16 protein-coding genes are annotated in these 24,560 nt (G+C 67.5%); 6 read left to right on the forward strand and 10 right to left on the reverse strand.

The features are described from left to right. Window positions 1-58: 58 nt before the first annotated feature. Window positions 59-763 (reverse strand): LamG-like jellyroll fold domain-containing protein, encoded by a 705-nt coding sequence (locus ACW173_RS20600; protein WP_492081925.1) that lies wholly within the window; start codon window positions 761-763, stop codon window positions 59-61. 105 nt (window positions 764-868) lie between these two features. On the opposite strand from ACW173_RS20600, the gene ACW173_RS20605 reads away from it, so the two are divergent. Then, window positions 869-3,130: a glycoside hydrolase family 88 protein gene (locus ACW173_RS20605; RefSeq protein ID WP_492081926.1), complete on the forward strand. Its 2,262-nt coding sequence runs from the start codon at window positions 869-871 to the stop codon at window positions 3,128-3,130. An 8-nt stretch (window positions 3,131-3,138) separates the two neighbouring features. Further along, on the forward strand, window positions 3,139-4,500 hold the full coding sequence (locus tag ACW173_RS20610; RefSeq protein ID WP_492081927.1) for a glycoside hydrolase family 28 protein: 1,362 nt from the start codon (window positions 3,139-3,141) through the stop codon (window positions 4,498-4,500). On the opposite strand, the gene ACW173_RS20615 is transcribed toward ACW173_RS20610, so the two are convergent. The 7 genes from ACW173_RS20615 to ACW173_RS20645 form a co-directional block, all read right to left on the reverse strand. Further along, window positions 4,497-7,853: a DUF4450 domain-containing protein gene (locus tag ACW173_RS20615; RefSeq protein ID WP_492081928.1), complete on the reverse strand. Its 3,357-nt coding sequence runs from the start codon at window positions 7,851-7,853 to the stop codon at window positions 4,497-4,499. The two genes, ACW173_RS20610 and ACW173_RS20615, sit on opposite strands and share 4 nt — an antisense overlap. A 15-nt stretch (window positions 7,854-7,868) precedes the next feature. Next, on the reverse strand, window positions 7,869-9,203 hold the full coding sequence (locus tag ACW173_RS20620; protein WP_492081929.1) for an oligogalacturonate lyase family protein: 1,335 nt from the start codon (window positions 9,201-9,203) through the stop codon (window positions 7,869-7,871). An 84-nt stretch (window positions 9,204-9,287) separates the two neighbouring features. Beyond that, window positions 9,288-11,984 (reverse strand): TonB-dependent receptor, encoded by a 2,697-nt coding sequence (locus ACW173_RS20625; protein ID WP_492081930.1) that lies wholly within the window; start codon window positions 11,982-11,984, stop codon window positions 9,288-9,290. A gap of 342 nt (window positions 11,985-12,326) precedes the next feature. Beyond that, a complete protein-coding gene (locus ACW173_RS20630) occupies window positions 12,327-14,585 on the reverse strand; it encodes a hypothetical protein (protein ID WP_492081931.1) in 2,259 nt (752 codons plus the stop codon). Between the two features lie 125 nt (window positions 14,586-14,710). Further along, window positions 14,711-16,264, reverse strand: a complete 1,554-nt coding sequence (locus ACW173_RS20635) for a DHA2 family efflux MFS transporter permease subunit (protein WP_492081932.1) — start codon at window positions 16,262-16,264, stop codon at window positions 14,711-14,713. A gap of 27 nt (window positions 16,265-16,291) precedes the next feature. Beyond that, the gene (locus ACW173_RS20640; RefSeq protein ID WP_492081933.1) at window positions 16,292-17,419 is read right to left on the reverse strand and encodes an HlyD family secretion protein; all 1,128 of its coding nucleotides are present in this window, start codon (window positions 17,417-17,419) and stop codon (window positions 16,292-16,294) included. A gap of 41 nt (window positions 17,420-17,460) precedes the next feature. Then, the gene (locus tag ACW173_RS20645) at window positions 17,461-18,888 is read right to left on the reverse strand and encodes an efflux transporter outer membrane subunit (protein WP_492081934.1); all 1,428 of its coding nucleotides are present in this window, start codon (window positions 18,886-18,888) and stop codon (window positions 17,461-17,463) included. Window positions 18,889-18,998: 110 nt separating this feature from the next. On the opposite strand from ACW173_RS20645, the gene ACW173_RS20650 reads away from it, so the two are divergent. From ACW173_RS20650 to ACW173_RS20660, 3 genes are all read left to right on the forward strand, one after another. Continuing rightward, window positions 18,999-19,622 carry a TetR/AcrR family transcriptional regulator gene (locus tag ACW173_RS20650; protein ID WP_492081935.1) on the forward strand — a complete coding sequence of 208 codons (624 nt, stop codon included), beginning with the start codon at window positions 18,999-19,001 and terminating at the stop codon, window positions 19,620-19,622. 84 nt (window positions 19,623-19,706) lie between these two features. Next, the gene (locus ACW173_RS20655) at window positions 19,707-20,225 is read left to right on the forward strand and encodes a glycine cleavage system transcriptional repressor (RefSeq protein ID WP_492081936.1); all 519 of its coding nucleotides are present in this window, start codon (window positions 19,707-19,709) and stop codon (window positions 20,223-20,225) included. A 124-nt stretch (window positions 20,226-20,349) separates the two neighbouring features. Beyond that, window positions 20,350-21,282, forward strand: a complete 933-nt coding sequence (locus tag ACW173_RS20660) for an iron-containing redox enzyme family protein (protein ID WP_492081937.1) — start codon at window positions 20,350-20,352, stop codon at window positions 21,280-21,282. Here ACW173_RS20660 and ACW173_RS20665 read toward each other — a convergent pair whose 3' ends face one another. After that, window positions 21,283-22,509: a serine hydrolase domain-containing protein gene (locus tag ACW173_RS20665; RefSeq protein WP_492081938.1), complete on the reverse strand. Its 1,227-nt coding sequence runs from the start codon at window positions 22,507-22,509 to the stop codon at window positions 21,283-21,285. A gap of 140 nt (window positions 22,510-22,649) precedes the next feature. Here ACW173_RS20665 and ACW173_RS20670 point away from each other — a divergent pair, with 140 nt between their 5' ends. After that, on the forward strand, window positions 22,650-23,270 hold the full coding sequence (locus ACW173_RS20670) for a glutathione S-transferase family protein (RefSeq protein ID WP_492081939.1): 621 nt from the start codon (window positions 22,650-22,652) through the stop codon (window positions 23,268-23,270). Here ACW173_RS20670 and ACW173_RS20675 read toward each other — a convergent pair. Further along, window positions 23,267-24,553, reverse strand: a complete 1,287-nt coding sequence (locus tag ACW173_RS20675; protein WP_492081940.1) for a protease-associated domain-containing protein — start codon at window positions 24,551-24,553, stop codon at window positions 23,267-23,269. The genes ACW173_RS20670 and ACW173_RS20675 overlap by 4 nt on opposite strands. Between the last annotated feature and the right edge of the window lie 7 nt (window positions 24,554-24,560).

The raw sequence follows: 24,560 nt of genomic DNA on the forward strand, positions 1-24,560 counted from the left end.
TTCCCGTCCGCCGCGCCTCGCAACCTGGCGCAGCTTCCCGTGACCTTTCGAAAGGTTGCTAGCGCAGGCCCGTGAAACGCTTCGGCTCCAGGAAGTGGCGAGTGAAGCGGGCCTCGCGGATCGCGCCCTTGAAGAAGTCGACCTTGTTCATCCGCGCCCCGATCGAGGCGCGGCCCTCGCCCTGCGGCTTGAAGGCGATCTCGGCCTCCCCCTGCGGCACGCCGTTGACATAGGCGCGATACATCTTGCCGTCGTAGCTCTGGGCGACGTGGAACCATTGGCCGACCGGGAAACGCTTCTCCGGGAAGATCAGGGTGTGTTTGTAGCCGGGACCGGTGACGAAGGCGTCCAGCCACCATTCGGTCCCGACGGTTCGGATCTCGAACAGGAAGCGGGTGGTCGAGGGCGGCGCGCCTTCGGGCGCCATCTCCTGCAGGTGGAACCAGCGCTGGGCCTCGGCGCCGCCATCGGGACGGAACACGGCCTCGAAGGTCCAGGTCTCGGCGCCGGCCAGCGGATGTTGCTCGACGAACAGCACGTCCTGGACGCCATCGAACTGGATCGCCTTGCCAACCGGGCTGTCGATGATCTTGGGCGCACCCTCGGCATGGGCCGGAACACCGCCAATCTTGGTGAGGTTGTCGAAGGTCCACACCGCCTGGTCCTTCGGCTTCTTTCCGGCCGAGGCGGTCGTCGCCAGGCCGAGCACCGGCAGCGCGGCGGCCGCCGCCAGCGCTTCGCGTCGGCTCCACTTGAGCGTCATATGATCCTCCCCGATCACCTTTTCAGCCGTTCCACTTTGTGGCACAAGCTTCCACATAATGACAATGACACCGGTTGCAGTGGCATTGGGCGGAGGAAATCACGGATGTTTCGAGTCGTCTCCAACCACCGCACTCTTGTCGCCCTCGCGCTCGCCGGGACGGCGCTGACGACGGGCGCGATCGCCTCCGCCGCGCCGGCCGGCCAGCCCAAGGCCGCCTCGGCGAAACAGGAGGCTCTGCCCTCCGCCGACGCGGTCCTGGCCACATTGAACCGCGCCAATTCCGCCCAGATGAAGGCCATGCGCGCCGAGCCGATTCCGCTGACCACCGGCGGCGCGGTGCGCGAGATCTCGTCCAACTGGGTCTCGGCCACCTATTATATCGGCGCCGCGCGCCTGGCCCGCGTGACCCAGGACAAAGAAACCCTGAAGTTCCTGACCGACGCCGCCGAGCACTACAACTACGCCCTGCGCGGGGCCAAGTCAGGCAAGGCCATGCTGAACGCCGACGAAATGGCGATCGGCGACCTCTATGAGGAGCTCTACGCCCGGCGCCGCCAGGAAGGCGTGATCATGCCCCTGCGCCAGCGCCTGGACTGGGCCCTGCCGCACCTGACCCGCCAGCCCATCCCCGAACATCTGGTCTGGTGGTGGAGCGACGCCCTGTTCATGGCCCCGCCCGTCCTGGCCCGGATGAGCGCCCAGACCGGCGACGCCAAGTACCTCAAGGCCATGGACACCCAGTGGTGGCGCACCTTCGCCCGCCTCTATGATCCGGACGAGAGCCTCTACTATCGCGACGAGCGCTTCATCGAACGACGCGACGAACAGGGCCGCAAGCTGTTCTGGTCGCGCGGCAACGGCTGGGTGATGGGCGGCATGGCCCGGGTGCTGGAGGCGATGCCGGCTGACTACATCCAGCGGCCGCGCTACGTCACCATCTTCCAGTCGATGGCCAAGCGCATCGCCGGCCTGCAGCGCGCCGACGGCCTGTGGTCGTCCAGCCTGCTGCAGCCGGACCGCTTCCCGGAAGCCGAGACCTCGGGTTCGGCCTTCTTCGTCTACGCCCTGGCCTGGGGGATCAATCACGGCGTCCTGGACCGGGCGACCTACCTGCCGGTGGTTGTGAAGGGTTGGAAGGGCCTGGAGGCCCAGGTGCTGCCCAATGGCATGCTGGGCGCGGTGCAGAAGACCGGCGACCAGCCCGTCACCACGGCCCCGGACGACATCGGCCCCTATGGCGCCGGCGCCTTCCTGCTGGCCGGCCTGGAGGTCATGAATCTCGGCAAGCCGGTCACCGCCCTGCCCCTCGCCGAGCCCGCGCCGGACGCGTCCGCCTTCGTCGCCGCCACCAGCCCGACTCCGGCCGTGCCGCGCACGGTGCGCGGTCCGGAGGAAGAAGCCCGCCACGCCACCGAGATGAGGGCCGTCGCCGCCCTCGCCTATGATCCGACGATCGAAGGCCCCGGCCTGGCGCCCGCTCAAGTCCCGCCCGCCGCGCCGGGCCAGCCGACACCGCCGAAGATGATCTTCCGCATGGCCCCGCCGCCGGCCGGCCAGGAGGCTCCCCGCGCCACGGTGCGTTATGCGCCCGAGCGTTATGACGACATCCTGTGGGAGAACGACCGCACGGCCCACCGCATCTACGGCCCGGCGCTTGAGCAGTACGAGCCGCCCTCGACCTCGGGCATCGACGCCTGGGGCAAGAGCGTCCGCTACCCCTTCATGACCCGCCAGCTACGGACCGGCGACCAGCATGCCTATCACGGCGAAGGCATCGACTATTACAACGTCAAGACCTGGCGCGGCGCTGGCGGTCTGGGCGTCTGGGACGGCGGCAAGCTGTGGGTGTCGCGCAACTGGAAGGACTACAAGATCCTGAAGAACGGCCCGGACGCGGCGTCGTTCAAGGTTAGCTACGCCCCCTGGAAGGTGGGTGAAAAGCGTGAAGTCTGGGAAAGCCGGACCTTCACCCTGCCGATGGGCACGAACTTTACCCGCCTGGTCTCCACCTTCGGCTCCAACGCCAAGGGTCCGATCACCGTCGCCATCGGCGTCACCAAGGCTCCGACCGCCAAGCAGGCCGGCGACCTGCGCGCCGACAAGGCCAAGGGTGTCTTCTCGTTCTGGGATGTCACCGATCCCGACAAGGGAACGATGGGCGTGTCGCTTCTGATCGATCCAAGCCAGATCGTCGACGTCGTCGAGACCGACAGCGACTGGCTGGTGCTGGTCAAGGTCACGCCCGGCAAGCCGTTCGTCTACTACATGGGCGCGGCCTGGGACAAAGGCCTGGACTTCCACTCGCGCGCCGACTGGGAGACCTACGTGTTCGCCCAGAAGCCCGACTTCAACCCGGCGCATTGAGGCCCATCATGCAGCGACGCACCCTCCTCCAGCTCGGCCTCGTGGCCGCCTCGACGCCTTCTCTGGCCTTGGCCGCCGGCAAGGCGATCCTGGCCAACGCCCATGGCGCGGTCGGCGACGGCAAGACGCTGAACACCAAGGCCATCCAGGCCGCCATCGACGAAGCCGCCAAGACCGGCGCGACCGTGGCCCTGAAACCCGGCGTCTACCGCACCGGCTCGATCTTCCTGAAGTCGGGCGTCACCCTGCGGCTAGACAAGGGCGTGACCCTGCTCGGCTCGCGGAATTTGGCCGACTATCCCGAGATCCCGACCCGCGTGGCCGGCATCGAGCTGACCTGGCCGGCGGCGCTAGTGAACGTCTACAAGCAGAAGAACGTCCGCATCGTCGGCGACGGGACCATCGACGGCGACGGCAAGGTGTTCTGGGACAGCTACTGGGCGCTGCGCCGCCGGTACGACCCCAAGGGCCTGCGCTGGGCCGCCGACTACGACTGCAAGCGCCCGCGCCTGATCCAGGTGTTCGACAGCGAGAAGATCGAGCTGGCCGGCCCGCGCCTGCGCCGCGCCGGCTTCTGGACCGTGCATGTCTGCTATTCGCACGACATCCACGTGGCCGATCTTGAAATCCGCAACAACGAGGGCGGCCGTGGTCCCTCGACCGATGGTGTCGACATCGACTCCTCGCACGACGTGCTGGTCGAGCGGATCGACGTGGCCTGCAACGACGACGCCCTATGCCTGAAGGCCGGCCGCGACGCCGACGGCTTGCGCGTGAATCGGCCGACCTACAACGTCACCATCCGCGACTGCGTGATCCGCGACGCCTCCGCCGGGATCACCTTCGGTAGCGAAACCTCGGGCGGCTTCCACGACATCAAGGTCTCGGGTCTGACCGTCTATCACCCGACCCCGGTCGGCATCCTGTTCAAGTCGGCCCACACGCGCGGCGGGACGGTCAAGGACATCGACATCGCCGGCATGCGGCTGCACGACGTGCCGACCGTCCTGCGGGTGAACCTGAACTGGAACCCCAGCTATAGCTACGCCGAGATCCCGGCGGGCATGACCGACGTGCCGCCGTACTGGAGGGTGATGACCCAGCACGTGGCGCCGGAACAGGGCCGTTGCCGTCTCAGCGACGTGCGGATCAAGGACATCAAGGCCATCGGCGCCAAGACCGGCTTCGAGGTCGCGGCCTTCCCCGACCTGCCGTTGGAGCGCTTCGCGTTCGACAACCTCGACCTGGACGTGCAGGCCGGCGGTCGCATCGCCAACGCCAAGGACTGGACCTTCACGCACAGCAAGATCGACACCCTGGACGGCAAGCCGCCCGAGGTCGCCGCCTCGACCGGCGTGACCGGTCTCTAGTTCGGCCGCTCCAGGGTGACGGCCATCAGGCCGATCACCACCTCGTTGGCCGTTGTGCGCACCGTCAGGTCACGCAGCGGCTTGCGGGGGTCCAGCGCCAGAGACAGCACCGTGGCCGCCCCTCCGGGGACCTCGCGGCCCTGGCCCTTGAAGGTCGCCGCATCCAGCACCCGCACCTGGCCAGTCGCCAGGTCCACCCGCGTGGGCGGCGGGGTCTCGACGCGGAACTGGTAGTCGTCGAGGAAGAAGTCCTCCTCGATCGGCCACCAGGTATCGGGATTGCGCAGCGCCAGCCGGGCCGTGGTCCCGTCCTGATAGGTCACCACCACCTCGCCGTTGTCGAAGCGGCTCTGCATCGGATTGGTCGAGCCGGCCATCAAAAGGTGGACTCGAGAGGCCTTGCCGGTCAGCGGCGTGACGGCCTGCTCGGGATAGTTGTCCCACAGCGAGGTGAAGACGATGTTCGGAACGTCGGCCGCGCCCGGCGTGCGAAAGACCACGCCCGAGGGCGTCGTGATCTGGTCGCCCTGCCCGGCCGCGACGCGGCGCAGTCCCGCGTCGTCGATCTTGGCCATCTGGTTCACGTGCCCGGCCCAGCCGCCCAGGCCTTGGGCCGGCACGCTGAGCGAAGGGCCGCGCGGCCGGGGCGAGCGGTACTTGTTCTTGGCGTAGATCGCCGTGACGCGGTCGTTGAAGGCCACGGTCACGGGATCCATACGCCCGGCCACGGCCGGAGCCACGGGCGGCGTCGGTTTCGCTACAGCCGGCCCAGCGACCGGCGCCAGCCAGGTCAGACCGTTGCGGGACACACGCTGGAAGCTCTGCGCCGGCGCGCTCGCGGGACTGGCGACAGCCGCGCCGCTCCAGCGCACGACGACCTGGACGACCTTGTCGCCCGGCGCGGTGATCTCGATGGCCGGACCGCCGATGGCATCGGGCGCCGATTGCCAGGCCGCCTTCGCGCCGCTGATCTCGACGCTGGCCACGCCCTCGCGCGGCGCCGGCAAGCGCAGGACCACGGCCTTGAAGCGGCGGTCGCCCGGCTTCAACGTCCAGCGATCTTCATCGCCCTGGCGCTTGAAGTCATAAGCGAAGGCCGGATGAGCGATCGACGCGTGATCCCAGCTGGCCGGGAAACCCGGACGGATCGTCAGCGTCCCGGCCAGCGCGTCGGGATGCAGCCCGAACAGTCCCTCGACCATGGTCCGCGCGGTCACGCCGGCGCTGTCGGCGAAATCGCGCTGCGACTCCCGGCGATAGACATCGGGCCAGGCCAAGGTGCCCATGTTGCCGGGCGAGATACCCATGAACATGCTGGCCAGCAGACCGCTCTTGGTCAGGCGGAAGGCCTCGTCGCGCCGCCCAGCCCGCCACAGCGCCAAGGCCGTATGCAGGTTCTCCTGGGTGACGACGTTGTTGATCGACCAGGCGTAGGGCAGCCAGTCGGTCGTGGCGTAGAGGCCGTACGACGCGTCGTCCGGCACGCCCGGTCCCTTGATCGGAATGCGCGGCAACCGCTTCAGGGCGTCCGACATCCGCCAGGCGTCGGCCGGCGGGACGATCTCGGAATCGATCGTGTGGTAGTAGGTCCACAGGCCGAAGGCCGGATGCAGGCGCTGCTCGCCCATCAGGTCCTTGTACTCGGCGAAGGCGCCCTCGCCCGGCATCCACAACAGGGCGCGCATGGCCTCCTGGATGGCGTCGGCCTCGCGGTCGTAGGGCGCCGCATCCTCGCCGATCAGCCGCGCGACCTTGGCCGCCATGCGGTTGTGATAGGCCTGGTAGGCCGATGAATGGGTCGCGCCGCCGCCATTGTACGAGAGGTGGTCGCTGGCCCAGATCGCGGCATAGGCCTCGTAAAGCGGCAGCTTGCGGGGGCCGTATTCGCGGCGGAACAATCGCTTCTCCCAGGCCAGGTGCCGGGTGATGGTCGGCCACAGGTCGCGAGCCAGCTTCAGATCGCCGGACCATTCCAGATGCCGGAACAGCGCGTCGATATAGACCGTGTTCATGTCGTAGTGGGAATTCGACAGGTCGCCGTTCGAGTGCAGCGCCTTCTCGGCCCGCGCCAGGTTGGCGTCCTCGTCGGCCGGCGGGATCGTCGCGGGTATGGGCGAGACGTTCTGGCCTCTGGCCCAGTCGCGGAAGTGGCGGTCGGCGCGATCGGCGCGGCCCAGGGCGTCCAGCCAGTACGGCCCGCGCCAGCCTAGCAGCTTGGTGCGCCAGGCGACCGCGCCGTGCATGACGGCCTGCTGTGGCCCGTCCCAGGTGGCCTCGGCCCCGACGTTCAGGGCGGCCATGGCGGCGTTGATGTAGGGATCGGGCGTCTCGACCCGCACCTGCTCGCGTAGCGCCTGGAAGTGACGACGGGCCTCTTCGAACCGCGCGGGCAGCTCGGCCTTGGCGAAGGCCGGCGGTCGGTTGGCGGGCGCGAGCTTGTCCTCGGGCCGAGCGGCGCGCACGGCCTTGTAGTCGGCCAGGTCGTCGGCGACGCCCGGATCGACGCGCTGCAGAGACAGGGTCAGCGGCGTGTTCGAGGCCAGGGCCGCGCGGCCGACGGCGACGGCGCCCTGCTCCGCCGCACCGCCGGCCAACAGGCGCGGGAGGTCGTTCCAGGCGTCCGCCTCGCCCCGCTGGAAGCGTGCCGGCCCACTGGCGCCGCCGAGGATCACCGCCTGGGGCGCGGTCAGCTTGAAGCCGTCATCGCTCAGGGTGACACGGTTGGTCTCGGCGAAGGCCGGCTTGAACTGGAACCACTCCGAAATCGGAACCTTCTCGGTGCCGATGTCGCCATCCCGCGCACCGCGCTGGCCGGTGATCCCGCCGAACGCCCAGACCAGCTCCAGACCGGGCGGCAGGCCCGTGCCGTCGATCCGCAGCGACAGGCCCTCGGTGACGGCGTAGGCCACCGCCTCGACACGCAGCACGCCATCGCCCAGCAGCGGGTCACGGATCTCGTAGATCAGCTCGCCGGGCCGATAACGGGTGGTGATCCTGGCCGCCTCGTGCAGCCAGCGCGCGCCGGCCGGACCGACCAGGCCCAGCCGCAGATTGCCGCCGCGTCCCGGCAGGTAGAGCACGAACTCGGGCTTATCGCCGCCGTCCACGCGGAAGGCCGTGTCGCCGCCATAGAGCGGGCGGTTGAAGGTCTCGACGCCGTTCTCGATGACGAAGTCGCCGCCGTCGGGCCGGTAGCGGATCGGCCGATCGATGTTGTCGACGAGGTTGGGACGGGGTCCGCCGACCGCCGCCGGCGCGGTCTGGGCCAGGGCCCCGCCGCAGCTCAGGCCCGCGACCAGAACCAGGGCCAGACCACTAGCCACCCGTCCGACGCTTCGACGGATACCGCTCATTCCCGCTCCCTTAGATCAGGCGCCCGCCTTGGCGACCTCGACGGCGTAGACGTGGTTGGCCCCGTGCATGTTCGACGTGAAGACGATCCACTTCTGGTCGGGCGTGAAAGTCAGGTTCGGCTCCAGACGGTAGTCGTGGGCCGACATGTCGACCAGCCGCTCGCTGGCCATCTTGTCCACGGTGATCAGGTCGTCGGTGTAGTAAGGCAGCGCCGCGTCGCGGATCGTCTCCGGACGGAAGGCGTAGAGCCATTTGCCATCGGGCGCATGGGCGACCATGTCGGCGTCACCGCCGTCGCCGGCGAACAGCACACCGTCCTTGGCGACGTTGTAGTGCACCGACCACTCGTTCTGCTCGACCCGGCGATACAGCTTCTTGCCGGTCGCTAGCTCGTGGCCGGCGATCCAGAACACCTGGCCGCGCGGCGTCTGCAGGTCGTACCAGACCCACTTGCCGTCGGCCGAGAAGAACTCGTGGCCGGCGATCTCGAAGTTCATGGTCCGGGTATGGATCTTGGTCAGGCCCGTGCCGTCGGTGCGGATGGTCCAGATGCGGTCCACCCGGTGCCAGGGCCCCTCGTGGCAGAACATCACCTGGGCCGGATCGGCCGGCGAGAACTGGGCGTGGCCCAGCCACTTGTCCGAGGCATGGATCACCTTGCGCTCGCCGGTCTTCAGGTCGATCGTGAAGATCTCCATCGGGGTCGGCGTCTCGAAACGCTCGGTCATCCGCACGCCCTTGGCCTTGGCGAAGGACAGCGGCTTGCCGTCCGGGCCGTTGGCCGCGTATTCGGCCTGGCCAAAGCGCTTGAGGTCGTCGGCGGTCTTGGGCTGCAGCGGCTTGCCGCCATAGGTCACCACGCCCAGCAGCAGGGTCTCGTCGGCGTTGATCGAGGTGATGCCGCCTTGGGCCAGCTTGGCCACGACCTTGGCTTTGCCGCTATCGATGTCGAGGGCGTAGATGGTCTTGGGACGATCGGTCGGCTGGCCTTCACCTGGCGCCGTGACCGAGTAGTAGAGCCGCCGCGAGTTGCGCGGGAAGAACAGCAGGTCCGCGTCCTTGGTCTTCGGCAGCGTGGTCAGCTTGAAGGTCGCGAGATCGACCAGCGCGATGCCCGACGGCGTGGTGATCGCCAGCCGGTCGCCCTGGGGGGTGTAGCCGTGCTGGTGGAAATAGAGGTTCTTGCTTCCGCCCTCCTCCGACAGCCGCACGATGCGGTGGCCGGTCTTGGGATCGATCCAGTCTTTCGGGGCGGTCGTCGCCGCCGGCGGGGTCGCCGGCTGCTGGGCCAGGACGGGCGTCGCCAGGGCCGCCGCGGCCAGGCCAAGAACGGTTCTGCGAGCGATCACGTCACTACTCTCCGGAAAAGATGGGCTCGGCGCGAGGAATGGATCACGCCGAGCCCCAGGGGAGGACCTAGTCGAGAAGAAAGATCAGTACGTCCAGCGCACGCCCAGCAGGATCTCGCGGCCGGTGTGGCGGTAGTCGCTGACGCGGTCGGCGGTGTCGACATAGGCGTCGGTGAACTTGTCGCCCAGGTTGATGCCTTCCAGCGTGATCACGAGATTGTCGCGCAGCTTATAGCTCGACGAGAAGTCGTAGTACGTGCTGCCGTGGGTGCCGTGCTCGCTGTTGCCGTTCGAGCCCGGGAACTGGGTCAGGAAACCCGAACGACGGGCCAGCGACGTGCGGGCGCTGAACTTGCCGCGTTCGAAGTACAGCGTGGCGTTGGCCGTGGTCTTCGATTGGCCGGTCAGCTTGTTCAGCTTCGGCGCGGCCTTGGTGCCGTAGTTCACCTCTGAGTCGACATAGGTGAAGTTGCCGATGAAGCCGAAGCCACGCAGGTAGTCGGGCAGGAAGTTGAACGGCTGCTGGTACTGGAACTCGACGCCCTTCAGCCAGCCGCCTTCGCCGTTGTAGGGGTTGGTCACGTCGAAGATGTCGTTGACCGTGACGCCGGCGCTGGTGCTGAGCAGGCTGGCCGGCAGGCCCAGCGAGCTATAGACGGCGCGCGTGGTCTGGCTGGCGATGAAGCTGTCGATCTTCTTGTAGAAGACCGCCACGCCGATCAGGGATTCCGAGGCGAAATACCATTCGGCCGCCAGGTCGAAGTTGGTGGCGCGGAACGGCTCCAGGTCCGGATTGCCGAAGCTTACCGTGCGCGTGGTCGCGCCGACCGAACCGCCGGGCGTCAGGCTGCCCAGGGTCGGACGAGCCATGACCTTGGCGATGCCGCCACGCAGGATGAAGTTGTCGCGCGGCTCCAGCGTGACGTTCATCGACGGCAGGACGTCGGTGTAGTCGTTCTTGGCCGTGAGATAGACGCCCGAGCCGATGAAGCCCTGCGAGGTGACCTTGGTGTTGGCCACGCGGAAGCCGAAGTCGGCGCGCAGCGGCTTGCCGCCGAACACGGTGGCGTCGACGACCGCCTGGCCGAAGCCCGACAGATCCTTTTCCTCGACGTCACGGGTGTCGCCCTGCTGCACGATCAGCGGGAAGTTCAGCAGGTTGGTGCGCGCCAGGGCCTTGTCGATGTCGGCCACCACGTATTTGCGGTCACCGCCCGGGAACGGGAAGTCGCGGCCGAACGAGACGACCTTCGAGAAGCCGCCGACGCCGACGATCTGGTTCGTGCCGGTCAGGACCTGATTGCGGCTCGCGCCACGGTACTTGACCACGTACTGCTGGGCGTCGAGGCCGCCACGCAGCTTCAGGTGCTCGTCGACGTCGAACTCCAGGCTGCCGCTGGCGGTGCGGGTGATGTTCAGCGAGGTCTGCACCGCCGAACGCATCTCGGTCAGGGTGTAGAGGTCCGGATTGGCGACATCGAAGCCGTAGGTGATGATCGGCGTGCGGTCATTGGCGCGGGCGTCATAGGTGTAGCCGTTGACGTTGTTGCGATCGAGCTGGAACGAGATCTGCTCGGGCATGCGGTAGTCCGAGTTGGCCACGCCGAGGCGGGCCTGGCCGCGCAGGCGGTCGGTGAACTCGTACTTTCCGGCCAGGGTCACCTGGGTAAAGGTCGTGTGGTCGCGCTGAGAGCCGTTCTCCGAGCGCACGTCGACCTGGTCGAACACGCCGTAGGTGAAGGTGTTGCGGTCGTTCAGCGCGTAGTCGCGGACGATGGTCGAGCCGACGCCGGCCGCATTCGAGCGGCTGAAGGAGATGGCCTCCAGGTTCGGGCTCTCGGTGAACTGGTTCAGGTCCGAGTACAGGACGTCCAGCGACAGTTCCGACTTGTCGTTCGGGCGCCACTGGGTCGCGAAGGTGACACCCAGGCGCTCGGAGTCGATCTTCGAGGCGGTGTAGCGCGGGATGCGCGGATAGAAGGCGTTCTGGACCTTGGCCAGCTCTTCCGGCGTCGCGCACTTGGAGCAGCTGGCGAAGTTATCGCTGGCGTCGGCGCCTTGCCAACGCGTGGTGTTGAAACCCTCGGCCACCGGCTGGCGCTTCGAATAGGCCACCGAGGCCAGCACGCCAAAGGTCTTGTCAGGGTTGGACCAGCTGAGCAGGCCCGCCGCGCGCGGCAGGATGCGGTCGGTGATGCTGTTCAGACTGCCCTCGGCCGAGGCGGCGGCCTTGAAGCCGGTGTAGTCGAACGGACGGCCGCTCTGCAGGTCGACCGTGGCGCCCAGCGAACCTTCGGCGACGTCAGCCGACTGGGTCTTGCGCACCGTGATGCCGCTGAAGAGTTCCGAGGCGAAGACGTTGAAGTCGAAGCCGCGGCTGCGGTTGCCGCCGCCCGTGGCGATGGCTTCCACGCCGTTGATGCGCACGCGGGTAAAGTCGGCGTTCAGGCCGCGCACCGAGATCTGGCGCCCCTCGCCGCCGACGCGGTCGATGGTCACGCCCGGCAGGCGCTGGATGGCTTCGGCCAGGTTCTGGTCGGGGAAGGCGGCGATATCCTCGGCCAGGATGGCGTCGATCGCGCCGATGCTGGTGCGCTTGGCGCCCAGGGCCTTGCTCAGGCTGGAGCGGTAGCCGCTGACGATGACTTCTTCGACCTGGGTGTCTTCCCCGGCGGCGGGAGCGGCGGTCTGGGCCAGGGCGGCGCCAGCGCTGGCAAGGCTAGCGACAGCCAGAGCCGCGCACGAGACGAGCAGACGCGCTTTGAAGGTGCTCAAAATCATCCTGTGTTTCTCCCCAACCGGCGTGTGACACCGGTGTCTTCACTAACCACATTTCTCAGAATGTGGGATATCTATCCATATCTTGTAACACCGATGCGGAAATGCGCAACTCTGGTCTTACCAATTTGTCGCGATTTCGCTGAAACCGGCTAATTAAGTGAGGTGTAAAAGCCGGGCAAATGGCCAGCCAACCACTTGTTTTTTCTCAAGTATTTACTGGAGTTACCAGTTGAGCCTCGCGGCGAATGATAGCGTTGTCGAACTCAAAAAGATGACGCTACGGAAGTCGCCCTACCCTTCGGCGGCTCCCGATGAGGACTACATTCGACGACCGTTGGGCGGCTAGGGAATCGGCTTGAAGCCCTCGGCGCGGACGGTCCATTTGCCGTTCTTCGGAAAGCCCGGCGCGGGTCCGTTGGAGCCGTCCCAGCCGCCCGCCATCATCGCCACGGCCGCCAGCAGCGAACCGTTCGACGGAAAATAGGTCTCGGCCGCGCGGGTATAGCCTGGGCCGTCGGGGCCGACCGGCTCGCCGTCCTTGGCCGTGGCCAGGAAGGCCTGGGCATGGGCGTCGAGGTGGACGCGCGGCGTCATGCCCGAGACGCCGAACTTGTTGTTCTTGGCGTCGAAGAACAGCCAGTCGACGGCCTTGTCGGGCTCGTTCAGGCGGGCGGCGGTCATGGCCACCATCGGATAGTCCCAGCCCCAGGTCTGGCGCAGGTCCCAATCGCTCTCCACGGCCCGCAGGGTGCGCCGCATGGTCTCCGGATCGACCTTCCCAGGGATCAGGCCATAGGCCATAAGGAACGAAGGGTGGTCGCGGTTCATGCACTGCTCGCCGACGGCGTGCTTGGAGCAGTCCTTGCTCTTGGCCACGTCCCAGAAGTCGGGCGTGGACTCGGTGGGCAGGTACAGGCCGTCCTTGGTCGCCAGCGGGGCCAGCCCCTTGATCACCGCGTCCCACTGGGGCTTGCGCGTCAGGCCTTGGCGGAGCCGCCACTGCTGCGCGGTCTCCAGACCCCAGCGATAGTATTCCAGCTCGAAGGCCGGGTTAAAGGTGGTCAGCGGGTCGTAGTTCTCCTGCACCGGGATGATCGGCGGGCCCATCACAAAGCGGCCCTTATCGTCGCGGTGCGGGAAGCTGGCCAGCAGGTCGGCGGTCTCGGAAACCAGTTGGCCGTATTTGGCCAGGGTGGCCTTGGTCGGCTTGTCGCGCCAGATCAGCTCGGACATCCAGATCGGATGCGGCTGCTGCCACATGATGAAGGGCGAGACCTTGCTGGGGCTGTCGACGCCGTCGGGGCCAACCATCTTGGGCCACCAGGCGCCCTTCAGGCCGTGACTGGCGGCGCGGGCCTTGGCGTCCTTCAGATGGCCTACGTACCAGGGCAGGCTGCGCTCGAGGTACTCCGGCTTGTTCCACAGGGCGAAGTGGCCGGCGTGCCATGGGTGCATCTCGAGGTGGAACTTGCCGTTCCAGCTGTTGGAGAACAGGCCCTCCTCCTGCGGCGGGACCTCGCCGGCGCCGTTCAGGGCCATCAGGTACTGTGACAGCACCACGCGGCGCTCCAGTTCGGCGGCGCGGGGGTCGGTGCTGCCCGAGAAGTCGACAGCGGCGCCTTGGGTCCAATAGGATTTCCAATGCGCGCGCGTGGCCTGGTCGGCGACCGACACGGTCGGCAGCTTCGCCACGGCGGCGCGCGAGAAGGCGACCTCCAGGCCCAGCGTCCGGCCCTTGGCCTTGGGCGCGACGACGAAGGCGTGGGGGCCGGCGGCGGTGAAGTCGACGGCGCGATCGGCCTGAAGGGCAGCGAAGTACTTGGTGGCGTCCAGCTGACGCGAAACGTCCAGACGCGAGGCGCCCTCCCCGGTCACCTTGGTGGTGTGCAACTCCGGATGGCTCCAGTCGGACGGATCCGGGTTCAGGGCCTTCGAGACGCCCGGGAACTTCACCGAGAACTTCAAGCGCCCTTGCTCGACCAGCGCGGAGTCCACCTCGACCACGATCATGTCCAGGGTCGGATGCACCCGCGTGCGAACCGTCACGGCCTCGCCGTCATAGACAAAGCGGCTGGTCAGGACGCCGCTCCACAGGTCCAGCGTCTGCTCGGTCCCGGTCAGGTCCTCGAACTTCGCCGGCTTGCCCGCCTTGTCGCGCAGGTCCAGGGCCACGCGGCCCAACGAGAAGCGATGCGGGTTTTCACGTAGGTAAGCCAGGGCCGGACGGCTCTCGGCCTCGTTCCAGTCCTTCATGTAGGCGTAGGGCTGCTTGGTCCCGCGCACGTCGATCAGCGTCGTGCCATCAGCGTAGGTGTATTTGTTCGGGTTCGGGAAGGCGTGCCAGGCCCACTGGGCTTCGGTCAGCAGCGGCGCGATCTTGGAATAGGCTTCCGGGAACGTCTGCAGCCCAGTGATGTCGGCGGTGAAGCCGATCTGGCCATTGCCAACCATCAGGGGCGCCGACGGGTCGACCTTGGTCAGCTTGACGTCGTGGCGACTGACGAGCGCGTGGCGATCGATGGGCTGGGCCAGGGCCGGCCCAGATAGAACGACGGGGGCCAGGACAAGGGTGGCCAGACCGGCCAGAAGCGCGCGTCGCATCGTTTACTCCCAGAACGCTTTGTCCGCGGTGGACCGCGGTTGAACGATGGGGCGTCGACCGTTTCGGATCAACACCCCGCCATTCCATTCTATAGGAGTCAATCTCACATTATGAAAGATACATCCTAATCGGCGGCGACTGGACCACCGCCGCTCTTGGCCTTGCGGGTCAGCCAGATCAGCGGGATCAGGATAACGCACAGCCAGGCCGAGACGCGGAAGAAGTCCAGCGCCGCCAGCAGATAGGCCTGGTTGACCACCTGCTGGGTCACCGCCCCGACCGCCTGCAGGTGGGTCATGCCCGCCGCCTGCAGCTTGTTCACCGCATCGATCCAGGCCGGGCTGCCCGAGCTCATCGTCTCGGCCAGGCGGGTCTGGTGCACGGCCTCGCCCCGGTCCCAGATCGTCGTGGCCAGCGAGGCGGCGAAGCTGCCCGCGGTGATCCGCGAGAAGTTCGACAGTCCCGAAGCCTGCGGCGTCTGCTGCGGCGGGATGCCGTTCAGCGAGATGGTCACCATCGAGATGAAGAAGGTGCTCATCGCCACGCCCTGAACGAGCATCGGCATGACCAGGGACCAGAAGTCGGCCTGTGAGTTGTAACCCGAGCGCATGAAGAACGAGAGGCCGAACGCCGCCAGCGACAGGCTGGCCGTCCAGCGAGCGTCGACCTTGGTCATGATCCGCGCCGCGAACGGCGTCAGCAGCACCGCGACCACGCCGCTCGGCGCGGCCACCAGTCCGGCCCAGGTGGCGATATAGCCCATCTGGGTCTGCAGCCACAGCGGCAGCAGCAGGTTGTTGCCGAAGAACACGGCGTAGCCGAGACAGAAGGCGATGGTGCCGATCGTGAAATTACTGGAGCGGAACAGCGACAGGTCGACGATCGGGTGCTTCTCGTTCAGCTCCCAGATCACCCAGGCGATGAAGAAGATGATCGCCAGGACCAGCTCGACCACGATGGCCGGCGAGGAGAACCAGTCGGCTTCCTTGCCGGTGTCCAGCATCACTTGCAGCGCGCCGACCCAGATCAGCAGCAGCATGAAGCCGGTGCGGTCGATCGGCAGCTTGCGGGTGGGCGTCTCGCGGCTGGCCATGTTTCGCCAACAGATGACGGCGCACAGGATCCCGACGGGCACGTTGATCAGGAAGATCCACGGCCACGAGATGTTATCGGAGATGTAGCCGCCCAGGATTGGCCCGCAGATCGGGGCCACCAGGGTGGTCATCGACCAGATGGCCAGGGCCGTGCCGCGCTTGTTGGGCGGAAAGATCATGATCAGCAGGGCTTGCGAGCCGGGGATCATCGGCCCCGACACCGCGCCTTGCAGGATCCGGAACAGGATCAGGGATTCCAGGTTCCAGGATAGGCCGCACAGCAGCGAGGCGAGAGTGAACAGGATCACCGAGACCACGAAGGTCTTCACAACACCATAGCGGCCCATCAGCCAGCCAGTCAGCGGCACAGAGACGCCGTTGGCCACGGCGAAGGCGGTGATCACCCACGTGCCCTGGCTGGAGCTGACGCCGAGATTGCCGGCGATGGTTGGAATCGAGACATTGGCGATGGTGCTGTCCAGCACCTGCATGAAGGTGCCCAGCGCCAGCGCGATCGAGGTGACGGCCAGGAGGATCCCGGTCATCGGCGGCGGACCGGCCGCCTGGGATTGTTCGGACGCCATGGGGCGGCTCCTCGAGTACGCTGCCGACTACTTCGCGACGTCGATCTTGGCCTTCATCGACAGGCCCACGCGCAGCGGGTGCTTGGCGAGGTCGGCAGGGTCCAGGACGATGCGGACAGGCACGCGCTGGACCACCTTGATCCAGTTGCCCGATGCGTTCTGGGCCGGGATCAGCGAGAAGGCCGAGCCGGTGCCGCCGGCCAATCCGCGCACCTTGCCGTGGAACTTCACGCCGCCGCCGTAGAGGTCGGAGGTCAGGATCACCGGCTGGCCGGGGACCACCTTGTCCAGCTGCACTTCCTTGAAGTTGGCGTCGACATAGGCCTGGGTCGTGGGCACCACGGCCATCATCGGCGTGCCCATGGCGACCTGCTGGCCGACCTGCACCGACTTGCGGGCGACGATGCCGTCGGTCGGGGCGCGGACCACGGTGCGGGCCAGGGTCAGACGGGCGGCGTCCAGACGAGCCTGGGCGGCCTTCACTTCCGGGTTCTCGGTGACCGAGACGCCTGAGATCAGCGCGGTGTTGACCTCACGGGCGCCAATGGCGGCGTCGCGGCTGGCCAGCGCCTGGGCGCGACCGGCCTGGGCGACGTTCAGCGCGGCCTGGGCGTTCTGCAGGCGGTTCTGGGCCGTCGTCAGTTCGTCGCCCGAGACGGCGCCCTCGCCCACCAGCGCCTGGCGACGCGAGAGGTCGACGCGGGCGCGCTCGACGTCGGACCGGGCGGCGGTGATCTGAGCGTCGGCGCGGGCCACGTCGGCCTGGCGCGCCTCGAACTGACCGGCCAGGGCCGTGTCGCTGGCGAAGTAGCCCTTCACCTTGCGCTCGGCCTGGCCAAGAGCGGCTTCAGCCTGGGCGACGGCGATGCGGGCGTCGGCGTCGTCGATCACGACCAGCGGGTCGCCGGCCTTCACGGCCTGGGTCTCGACCACGAAGATCTTGGCCACCGGGCCTGGCGACAGGGCGGTGACCTGGGCGGTCTCGGCCCCAACATAGGCGTCGTCGGTCTCGACATAGTGGCTGTCGAAGGCCAGCCACCAGGCGCCATAGGCGACCACGCCGACGGCGACGACGCCGGCAAGCAGGGTCAGTTGGCGGCGACGCTTAGTGTTGGCGACGGCCTGGCCATTCGATGCGGGTTGTTGATCGGACATAGGTGCAAGTCCTAGGAAGCGAAGGCTGTGTTGATCGGAGTTCAGGCGCCGGTGAAGCCGCCGCCGAGGGCGCGGATCAGGGCGATGTCGAGGGCGAAGGCGCGGCTTTCCAGGTCGGCGACGACCCGGCGCTGGGCCAGGACCGACTGCTCGGCCAACAGTACCGACTGGTAGGTCGACAGCTGGCCTTCGTAGCGCAGTCGGGCGATGCGGTAGGCGTTCTCGTTGGCGGTCAACGCCGCGCGGGCGTCCGTCAGGCGCGAGGCCAGGGCCTTCTCGCTGGCGGTGACATCGGCCACCTCGCGCAGGGCCTGGGTCAGGGCGCCGTCATAGCTGGCGACGGCGGCGTCACGATCGGCCTCGGCGCCCCGGAGCCCGGCGCGCAGGCGACCGCCTTCGAAGATCGGCAGGCGCAGGGCGGGCCCGACCTGGCCGATGTCCGAGCCGCTGGAGAACAGCTTGTCGAGATACAGCGACTGCACGCCGACGAAGCCGGTCAGGTTGATATCGGGATAAAAAGCGGCCTTGGCCTGCCTGGTGCGCGCGGTCGCGGCCTCGGCGCGCCACTTGGCGGCGACCACGTCGGGGCGGCGGCCGATCAGGTTGGCCGGCAGGTTTTCTGGCAGGCCGAACGGCTTGATCGTTGCGTTGGCCGGACGGGCGATGGCGAGGCCACGATCAGGCCCCGCGCCGACCAGGGCGGCCAGGGCGTTGCGGGTCAGGGCGATCTGTTCATCGATAGCCGACAGTTCGGCCTTGGAGGCCGGCGGCCCGGCCGCGGCCTGCTCGCTCTCGGCCTTGGTGTCGAGGCCGTTGGCCACGCGCTTGGACACCAGGTCGCTGGTCTGCTGGCGCAGGCGCACGGCCTGCTCGGCCACGTCCCGCTGGGCGTAAAGGCGCGACAGCTCGGCATAGGTCGAGGCGATGGCGGTCGACAGGGTCAGGCGGGCCTGGGCGGCGTCGGCCTGGACGGCCTTGGCTTCCGAGGTCGCGGCGGCGACGGCCGCGCGGTTCTTGCCCCAGAAGTCCAGCTCCCAGCTGAAGTCGAGGGCCATGCGGCCAATGTCGTTATAGCCTTGCGGCACGAAGGCGGGCGGGATGCCGGCGTTGTAGCTCTGCTTGCTCTCGGCGGCAGAGGCGCCCAGCGAGACCTGCGGCAGGTCGGCGGACTTGGCCTGGGCGACCAGCGACTGGGCGCGGCGCAGGCGGGCCTCGGCGGCGGCCAGTGTCGGCGAGCCCTTCAGGGCCTCGTCTTCCAAGGCGTTCAGCTGGGCGTCGCCATAGGCCGTCCACCAAGCGTCGGCGGGCCAGTCGGCGGTCGGGGCCGCGAGGGTCTGGGCGGTTTCGTAGGCTTGCGGGGCCTTGGCCACCCGCGCGCCCTGGGTCGGCGGCAGGCTGGCGCAGGCCGCCAACACCAGGGCGCTGGCGGCGGCGAAGAAAGGAACGCTACGCGGAGAGAGGGTCGGCATGGGCAGGCGCCTTGATGTGACCGTACGGTATAGTCATATGCAAGGGTGCAAGTAGGCCTCTCTTGCGCTACAGTCAAGGCGACCGTACCGTACGGTCGGAAAGAAATTCGATGATCGACGCCAAACCGAAACTGGACCGAGACGCCCGTCGCGAAGCGATCCTCGACGTCGCCGCCGAGGTGTTCCTGCAGGAAGGTTTCGACGCCGCCTCGATGTCGACCATCGCGGCCAAGGTCGGCGGTTCGAAAAGCACCCTCTACAACTACTTCAAGAGCAAGGAAGAGATCTTCCAGGCCCATATCGAGCGTTATTGCGGCTGGCAGGGCGCGGAGATGTTCCAGTTGCTGGATGACGAGGTCGGGGACTTGCGCGCGGCGCTGACCCGCCTGGGCCGGCGCTATGTCACCAACGTCATGTCCGACCGCAACATGCGCCACTTCCGCCTGATCGCCATGGCGGCCGAACGCTCACCGGACCTGGGGCGCACCTTCTACGAGGCCGGCCCGCTGCGCGGCGCACGTCTGCTGGGCGGCTTCCTGGCGCGGATGAAACAGGAGGGTCGGATCGACGTCGCCGACCCGATCGCCGCCGGCCATCAGTTCATCGGCCTGTGCCAGAATCGCATGCTGAAGGCCCGCCTGGTCAACTATATCGGCCAGCCCACGCCCGACGAGGTCAACGCCGAGGTCGAGGCGGCCGTCAGCACCTTCATGGCGGCCTTCGGGGTCCGATAGACCGGCGCGGTGGACGCGGCTTGGCGATTGACGGACGCGGACGCGCGTGGCTCGTTCGCACCCGTCTTTTCGGAAGAGTGATCCATGGCCACCTTGATCCTGAGCGTCATCGGCAGCGACCGTCCCGGCCTCACCCAGGCGCTGGCGCGCGCGGTGCTGTCGGCCAGCGGCAACTGGCTGGAGAGCCACCTCAGCCAGCTGGGAGGCCTCTATGTCGGCTCGGTGCTGGTCGAGCTGGACGCGGATCGGACCGACGCCTTGCGCGAGGCCGTTAGCGCGGTCGACGCCGAGGGCCTTGAGGTCCGCATCGCTCCAACCATCGAGAGCGCCAGCACCGAGGGCGAGGTTGTCCGCTTCAGCCTGGTCGGCGGCGACCGACCGGGCATCGTCCACCAGGTGACCGGCGTGCTGAGCGGCCTGGACGCCAATATCGAAGCCTTCAACACCCGCCTGAGCGTCGAGCCCCACTCCGGCGGCCCGCTATTCCATATGGACGCCCGCCTGCGGCTGCCGCCTTCGCTGAAGGCCGAAGCCGTCCAGGCGGCGCTTGAAGCCATCTCCGGCGAGATCATGGTCGACATCTCGCTCACGCCGGCCGACTGAACCCTACGCCAATCAAAGACTTGACCGTATAGCGCGTCGCTTCGCCGACATAGGAACGCTATCGCCTACCCGCCGTTTGCCTTCCCACCCCGCCCCTCGGCGGGGCGTCATGAGGAGGTCATCCGTGTACGGTGGCGAACGTCTTTCACGCCTGGGCGCTTTCAGCCCGCAGTTTCCCGACGCCGAAGCCCTGCATCGCGGCTTGGCGCACTGGAACCACGAGCGCCTGGCGCCGACCGCGCCCTCCGATCGTTGGCGAGAAGAGCTCGATCAAGAGATCAGGATGCGCCGGATCGAAGGCGCGTTCATCGAGGGTTTCCGCGCCCACGTCGCGCCGCTGGTCGAGGACGTCCCGACGGACGCCGACGGCTTCATCGCCTGGTTCGAGGCGCTGAAGGAGCATGGCCCCGGCCAATGGGACCCGCTGTTCGACTGGCTGGAAGGCGAGGCCTCGTTGGAGGATCTCAAGTGGTTCCTGACCCAGGAGGCGGCTGGCGAGGCCGGCTTCGACGACCTGGTCGCCATGACCCAGGTCAAGGTTCCCGACCGCGCCAAGCTCGAACTGGCCCGCAACTACTGGGACGAAATGGGCCGCGGCAGCGCCAAGGGCATGCACGGACCGATGCTGACCAAGACGACAGAAACCCTAGGCCTGACGCCGACTATCGACAGCACCCTGTGGCAGTCGTTGTGCCTGGCCAATGTCATGACCGCCTTCGCCACGACCCGCCGTTATGTCTGGCAGTCGATCGGCGCCCTGGGCGTGGTCGAGCTGACCGCTCCCACGCGCGTGGCCTGCGTCGATGCGGGCCTCAAGCGCAACGGCGTCTCACCCGAGGCCCGCAAGTATTTCGCCCTGCACGCCCAGCTGGACATCGAGCACTCCAAGGCCTGGAACGCCGAGGCCCTCGTCCCGCTGGTGTCGGAGGATCCGTCGCGGGCCCGCCACATCGCCGAGGGCGCGATCATGCGCCTGATCTGCGGCGAGCAGTGCTTCGACACCTACCGCGCCCACCTGTGGGCCCATACGCACCCACTGGTCTATGCGGCGGAGTAATCAGGTGAGCGCCGAGTAGATCAGCGTCTTAAGCTCCCGGCGGATGGGATAGATCCATGATGGGCTCATCTGCGTCATGAACACCGCGTGCAGCTTCTCGACCGGATCGATGAAGAACGAGGTCGAGAACATTCCGCCCCAATAATATTCGCCGACCGAACCTGGGATCATCGCCCTGGTGGGATCCTGGGTCACGGCGAAGCCGAGGCCAAAACCCGTGCCGCCGTTCTGGGTCTCGCTGAACAGCGACCGCGACAGGGTCGACAGGTCCGACTTGCCCGGCAGGTGGTTCAGGGTCATCAGCTCCAGCGTCTTGCGGCCCAGCAGACGCACGCCGTCGAGCTCGCCGCCATTGGCGCACATCTGGCAGAAGCGATGATAGTCCAGGGCGGTCGACACCAGGCCGCCCCCGCCCGACAGCAGCTTGGGCGGCTTTGCCCAGGCGCTTTCCTCGGCGCGATCCAGCATGCCGCGCGGCTGGTCGGGTCCTTTCCAGACCCAGCAGTCGGTCAGGCGATCACGCTTGTCCTCCGGCACGACGAAGCCGGTGTCGTGCATCTTCAGCGGCTTGAAGATGTTTTCGGCGAAGAACTCGTCCAGCGGCATGCCCGACACGCGCTGGATCACCGCGCCCAGCACGTCGGTCGACACCGAATAGTTCCAGGCCTCGCCCGGCGAGAACTCCAGCGGCAGCTTACCCAGTTCGCCGATGAAACCGTCCAGATCGTAGGCGCCATGCCACTCCTCGATCTTTCCCTTGCGATAGGCGGCGTCGACATTGGTGCGGTTCTGGAAACCGTAGGTCAGGCCCGAGGTGTGGCGCAGCAGGTCCAGCATGCGCATCGGCTCGGCCGTCGGCTTGGTCATGAACGGCGCGTCGCCACCGCCGCCGGCATGGACGCCGACGCCCTTGAACTCGGGAAGGACGTGGCTGACGGGCGTGTCCACCGCGACCTTGCCCTGCTCGACCAGCATCATGAAGGCGACAGAGGTGACCGGCTTGGTCATGCTGGCGATGCGGAAGATCGAGCCTTCGTCGATCGCCTTGTCCGAACCCTCGCGCGCCACGCCCTGGCTGCTGAAGTGGACGACCTCGCCGTCGCGGCTGATCAAGAGTTGGGCGTGCGGCAGCCGGCCCGAGTCGATGTAGCGTTCCCTCAGGAACGCATCGATGAAGTTCAGTCGGCTCGCATCAAAGCCGTGCTTTTCTGGCGATTTGATCTTCATCGCGCTCTCCCCAATCTTGTTGTTTAATACGATCGTATGGCCGCTTCGCTACGGCGGCAAGATTTTCGTTGATCAATAATGGAATGATTGTTCAACAATCATTCAGCGGTCCCCCGTGGTCGCACTTGGGGAGGCCTGGAATGATCGAGCTCTATCACTGCCACGACGCTCGATCTTTCCGCGCGCTGTGGGCCCTGGAAGAGATGGGCCTGCCCTATCGCCTACACCTGCTGCCCTTCCCGCCCCGCATCCTGCAGCCGGAATATCTGGAGCAGAACCCGCTGGGCACCATCCCGCTGCTGATCGACGGCGACACGCGGATGACCGAGAGCGCCGCCATCCCGCAGTACCTGGCCACCCGCCATGGCCCCTCGCCGCTGGCCGTAGAGGTCGACGAGCCGGACTACGGCCTATGGCTGGACTGGCTGCATCGCAGCGAGGCGACTCTGACGTTCCCGCAGACCATCGTGCTGCGCTACACCCAGCTGGAACCCGAGGAGCGCCGGCTGAAACAAGCGGCCGACGACTATGCCCAGTGGTTTCTGTCGCGCCTGCGCCACGTGACCCGCGCCCTGGCCGATCGCGACTGGCTGTGCGCCGGACGCTTCACCATGGCCGACATCTGCGTCGGCTACGCCCTGCTGCTGGCCCGCGACCTGGGCCTCTCCCACAAGTTCAGCCCCGAGGTGGCGGCCTATTGGGAGCGTCTGGCCGCCCGCCCCGGCTTCATCGCCGCCAAGGCCGCGCAGCAACCGGCCTAGGCCTTCAGCGCCGCGTCGATCGCCGTCTGGAAGGCCTTGGCCACCGGCAGGACCAGCTCGCCCGACACGCAGCGCATGTCGTCCCCCGGCGTATGGAAGAAGCGGTGGCCGCCATAGAGGCCGATCGCCGAGAGATAGCCAGCCTCGATCACGTTCACCAGCTCACCGCCAGCGTTGGTCTTGTTGGCCTCATAGACCGCCTCCAGGCCGCTCAGCCCCTTGAAGGCGGCCCTGGTCGGCGCGATCAGATCCGGCGTGGCGGTTAGCACCCGCTGGCTGTCGGCGCTCGGCAGAGGCCGCAGGGTGGCCAGCTCATGCCAATCCCGCGCCGCCGCGCTGGCGCCGATATGCACCCACAGGCGGGTGTCGGCGGGCTTGGGCGCGTGGTGCTCCAGATATTCCTCGCCGCCCAGATAGATGTACTCATGGCCGCTGGTCGCGACGAACTCCAGGTTCACGCCGGGCTTTGCCGCCGCCAGGCCGTGAGCCAGTGACAGCCACACCGCCACCCCAGCCCCGCGCTCGGCGGCGCAGGTGAACCAGCCAGAGCGCGGTGTCGTGACGATCATGGTCTTGGCCGCGCCGCGATCCAGCCGGGCGATCAGGTTGTAGGCTGGCCGGCGGCCGACCTCGGCGTCGACCGTCAGGGTCACGGTCGCGCCCGCCTTGGCGGCGGCGACGAACGGCTCGGCGTCCTTGGGCGCCAGCAGGACGACGGGCTTCTGGAAGCCGGGCTTGGACGGACTGACGTTCAGGCCGATCACCTCGCCCGTGGGGCCGGTGGTCACGACGACAGCCGCCGCCGCGCCACGGTCGAAAGCGTCTTTCAGGGCCGAGCCGATCGCGGGCTGAGCCATGCTGACCCAGCGGCTGAACGGCAGCACGACCAGGGCGATGGCCCCGTCCAGGTCGCCGCCCGCGCCAGCCAGCTTGATCGGCAAGGTCAGGCCGTCCGCGCCGGTGGTCTTTACGATCGCCTGCGGAAGGACGGCCGCCGTCTTGTCGCCAGCGACCAACGTGGCCTTGCGGACCTGCGCATAAGGGACCTCGAACGCCTGACGCTCGCAGCGATAGCCGAGGGCGGTCAGGTCGCCCTCCAGCCATGCGCCGCTGGCGATGTCGCCCGGCCCGCCCGAGGCTTTCACCCCGAAGCCGGCGAAGCGCTCAAGCGCGGCCTGCAACCAGGCCGTATCGGGCGATGGTGCGGCCGGAGCCGCCCTTGCCTGAGACGCCGCCGCGAGCACGCCCGCTCCCACCAGAAGATCCCGCCGCGACGCTTTCATGCCGATC

The organism is Caulobacter sp. ALps2, assembly GCF_058681635.1.

What these genes read in the sequence shown, in the direction of transcription:
- ACW173_RS20625 (WP_492081930.1), bottom strand. Translation starts at nt 11,984, where the DNA reads ATGATTTTGAGCACCTTCAAAGCGCGTCTGCTCGTCTCGTGCGCGGCT.
- ACW173_RS20600 (WP_492081925.1), bottom strand. Translation starts at nt 763, where the DNA reads ATGACGCTCAAGTGGAGCCGACGCGAAGCGCTGGCGGCGGCCGCCGCG.
- ACW173_RS20640 (WP_492081933.1), bottom strand. Translation starts at nt 17,419, where the DNA reads ATGTCCGATCAACAACCCGCATCGAATGGCCAGGCCGTCGCCAACACT.
- ACW173_RS20655 (WP_492081936.1), top strand. Translation starts at nt 19,707, where the DNA reads ATGGCCACCTTGATCCTGAGCGTCATCGGCAGCGACCGTCCCGGCCTC.
- ACW173_RS20630 (WP_492081931.1), bottom strand. Translation starts at nt 14,585, where the DNA reads ATGCGACGCGCGCTTCTGGCCGGTCTGGCCACCCTTGTCCTGGCCCCC.
- ACW173_RS20675 (WP_492081940.1), bottom strand. Translation starts at nt 24,553, where the DNA reads ATGAAAGCGTCGCGGCGGGATCTTCTGGTGGGAGCGGGCGTGCTCGCG.
- ACW173_RS20605 (WP_492081926.1), top strand. Translation starts at nt 869, where the DNA reads ATGTTTCGAGTCGTCTCCAACCACCGCACTCTTGTCGCCCTCGCGCTC.
- ACW173_RS20610 (WP_492081927.1), top strand. Translation starts at nt 3,139, where the DNA reads ATGCAGCGACGCACCCTCCTCCAGCTCGGCCTCGTGGCCGCCTCGACG.
- ACW173_RS20645 (WP_492081934.1), bottom strand. Translation starts at nt 18,888, where the DNA reads ATGCCGACCCTCTCTCCGCGTAGCGTTCCTTTCTTCGCCGCCGCCAGC.
- ACW173_RS20665 (WP_492081938.1), bottom strand. Translation starts at nt 22,509, where the DNA reads ATGAAGATCAAATCGCCAGAAAAGCACGGCTTTGATGCGAGCCGACTG.
- ACW173_RS20615 (WP_492081928.1), bottom strand. Translation starts at nt 7,853, where the DNA reads ATGAGCGGTATCCGTCGAAGCGTCGGACGGGTGGCTAGTGGTCTGGCC.
- ACW173_RS20670 (WP_492081939.1), top strand. Translation starts at nt 22,650, where the DNA reads ATGATCGAGCTCTATCACTGCCACGACGCTCGATCTTTCCGCGCGCTG.
- ACW173_RS20635 (WP_492081932.1), bottom strand. Translation starts at nt 16,264, where the DNA reads ATGGCGTCCGAACAATCCCAGGCGGCCGGTCCGCCGCCGATGACCGGG.
- ACW173_RS20650 (WP_492081935.1), top strand. Translation starts at nt 18,999, where the DNA reads ATGATCGACGCCAAACCGAAACTGGACCGAGACGCCCGTCGCGAAGCG.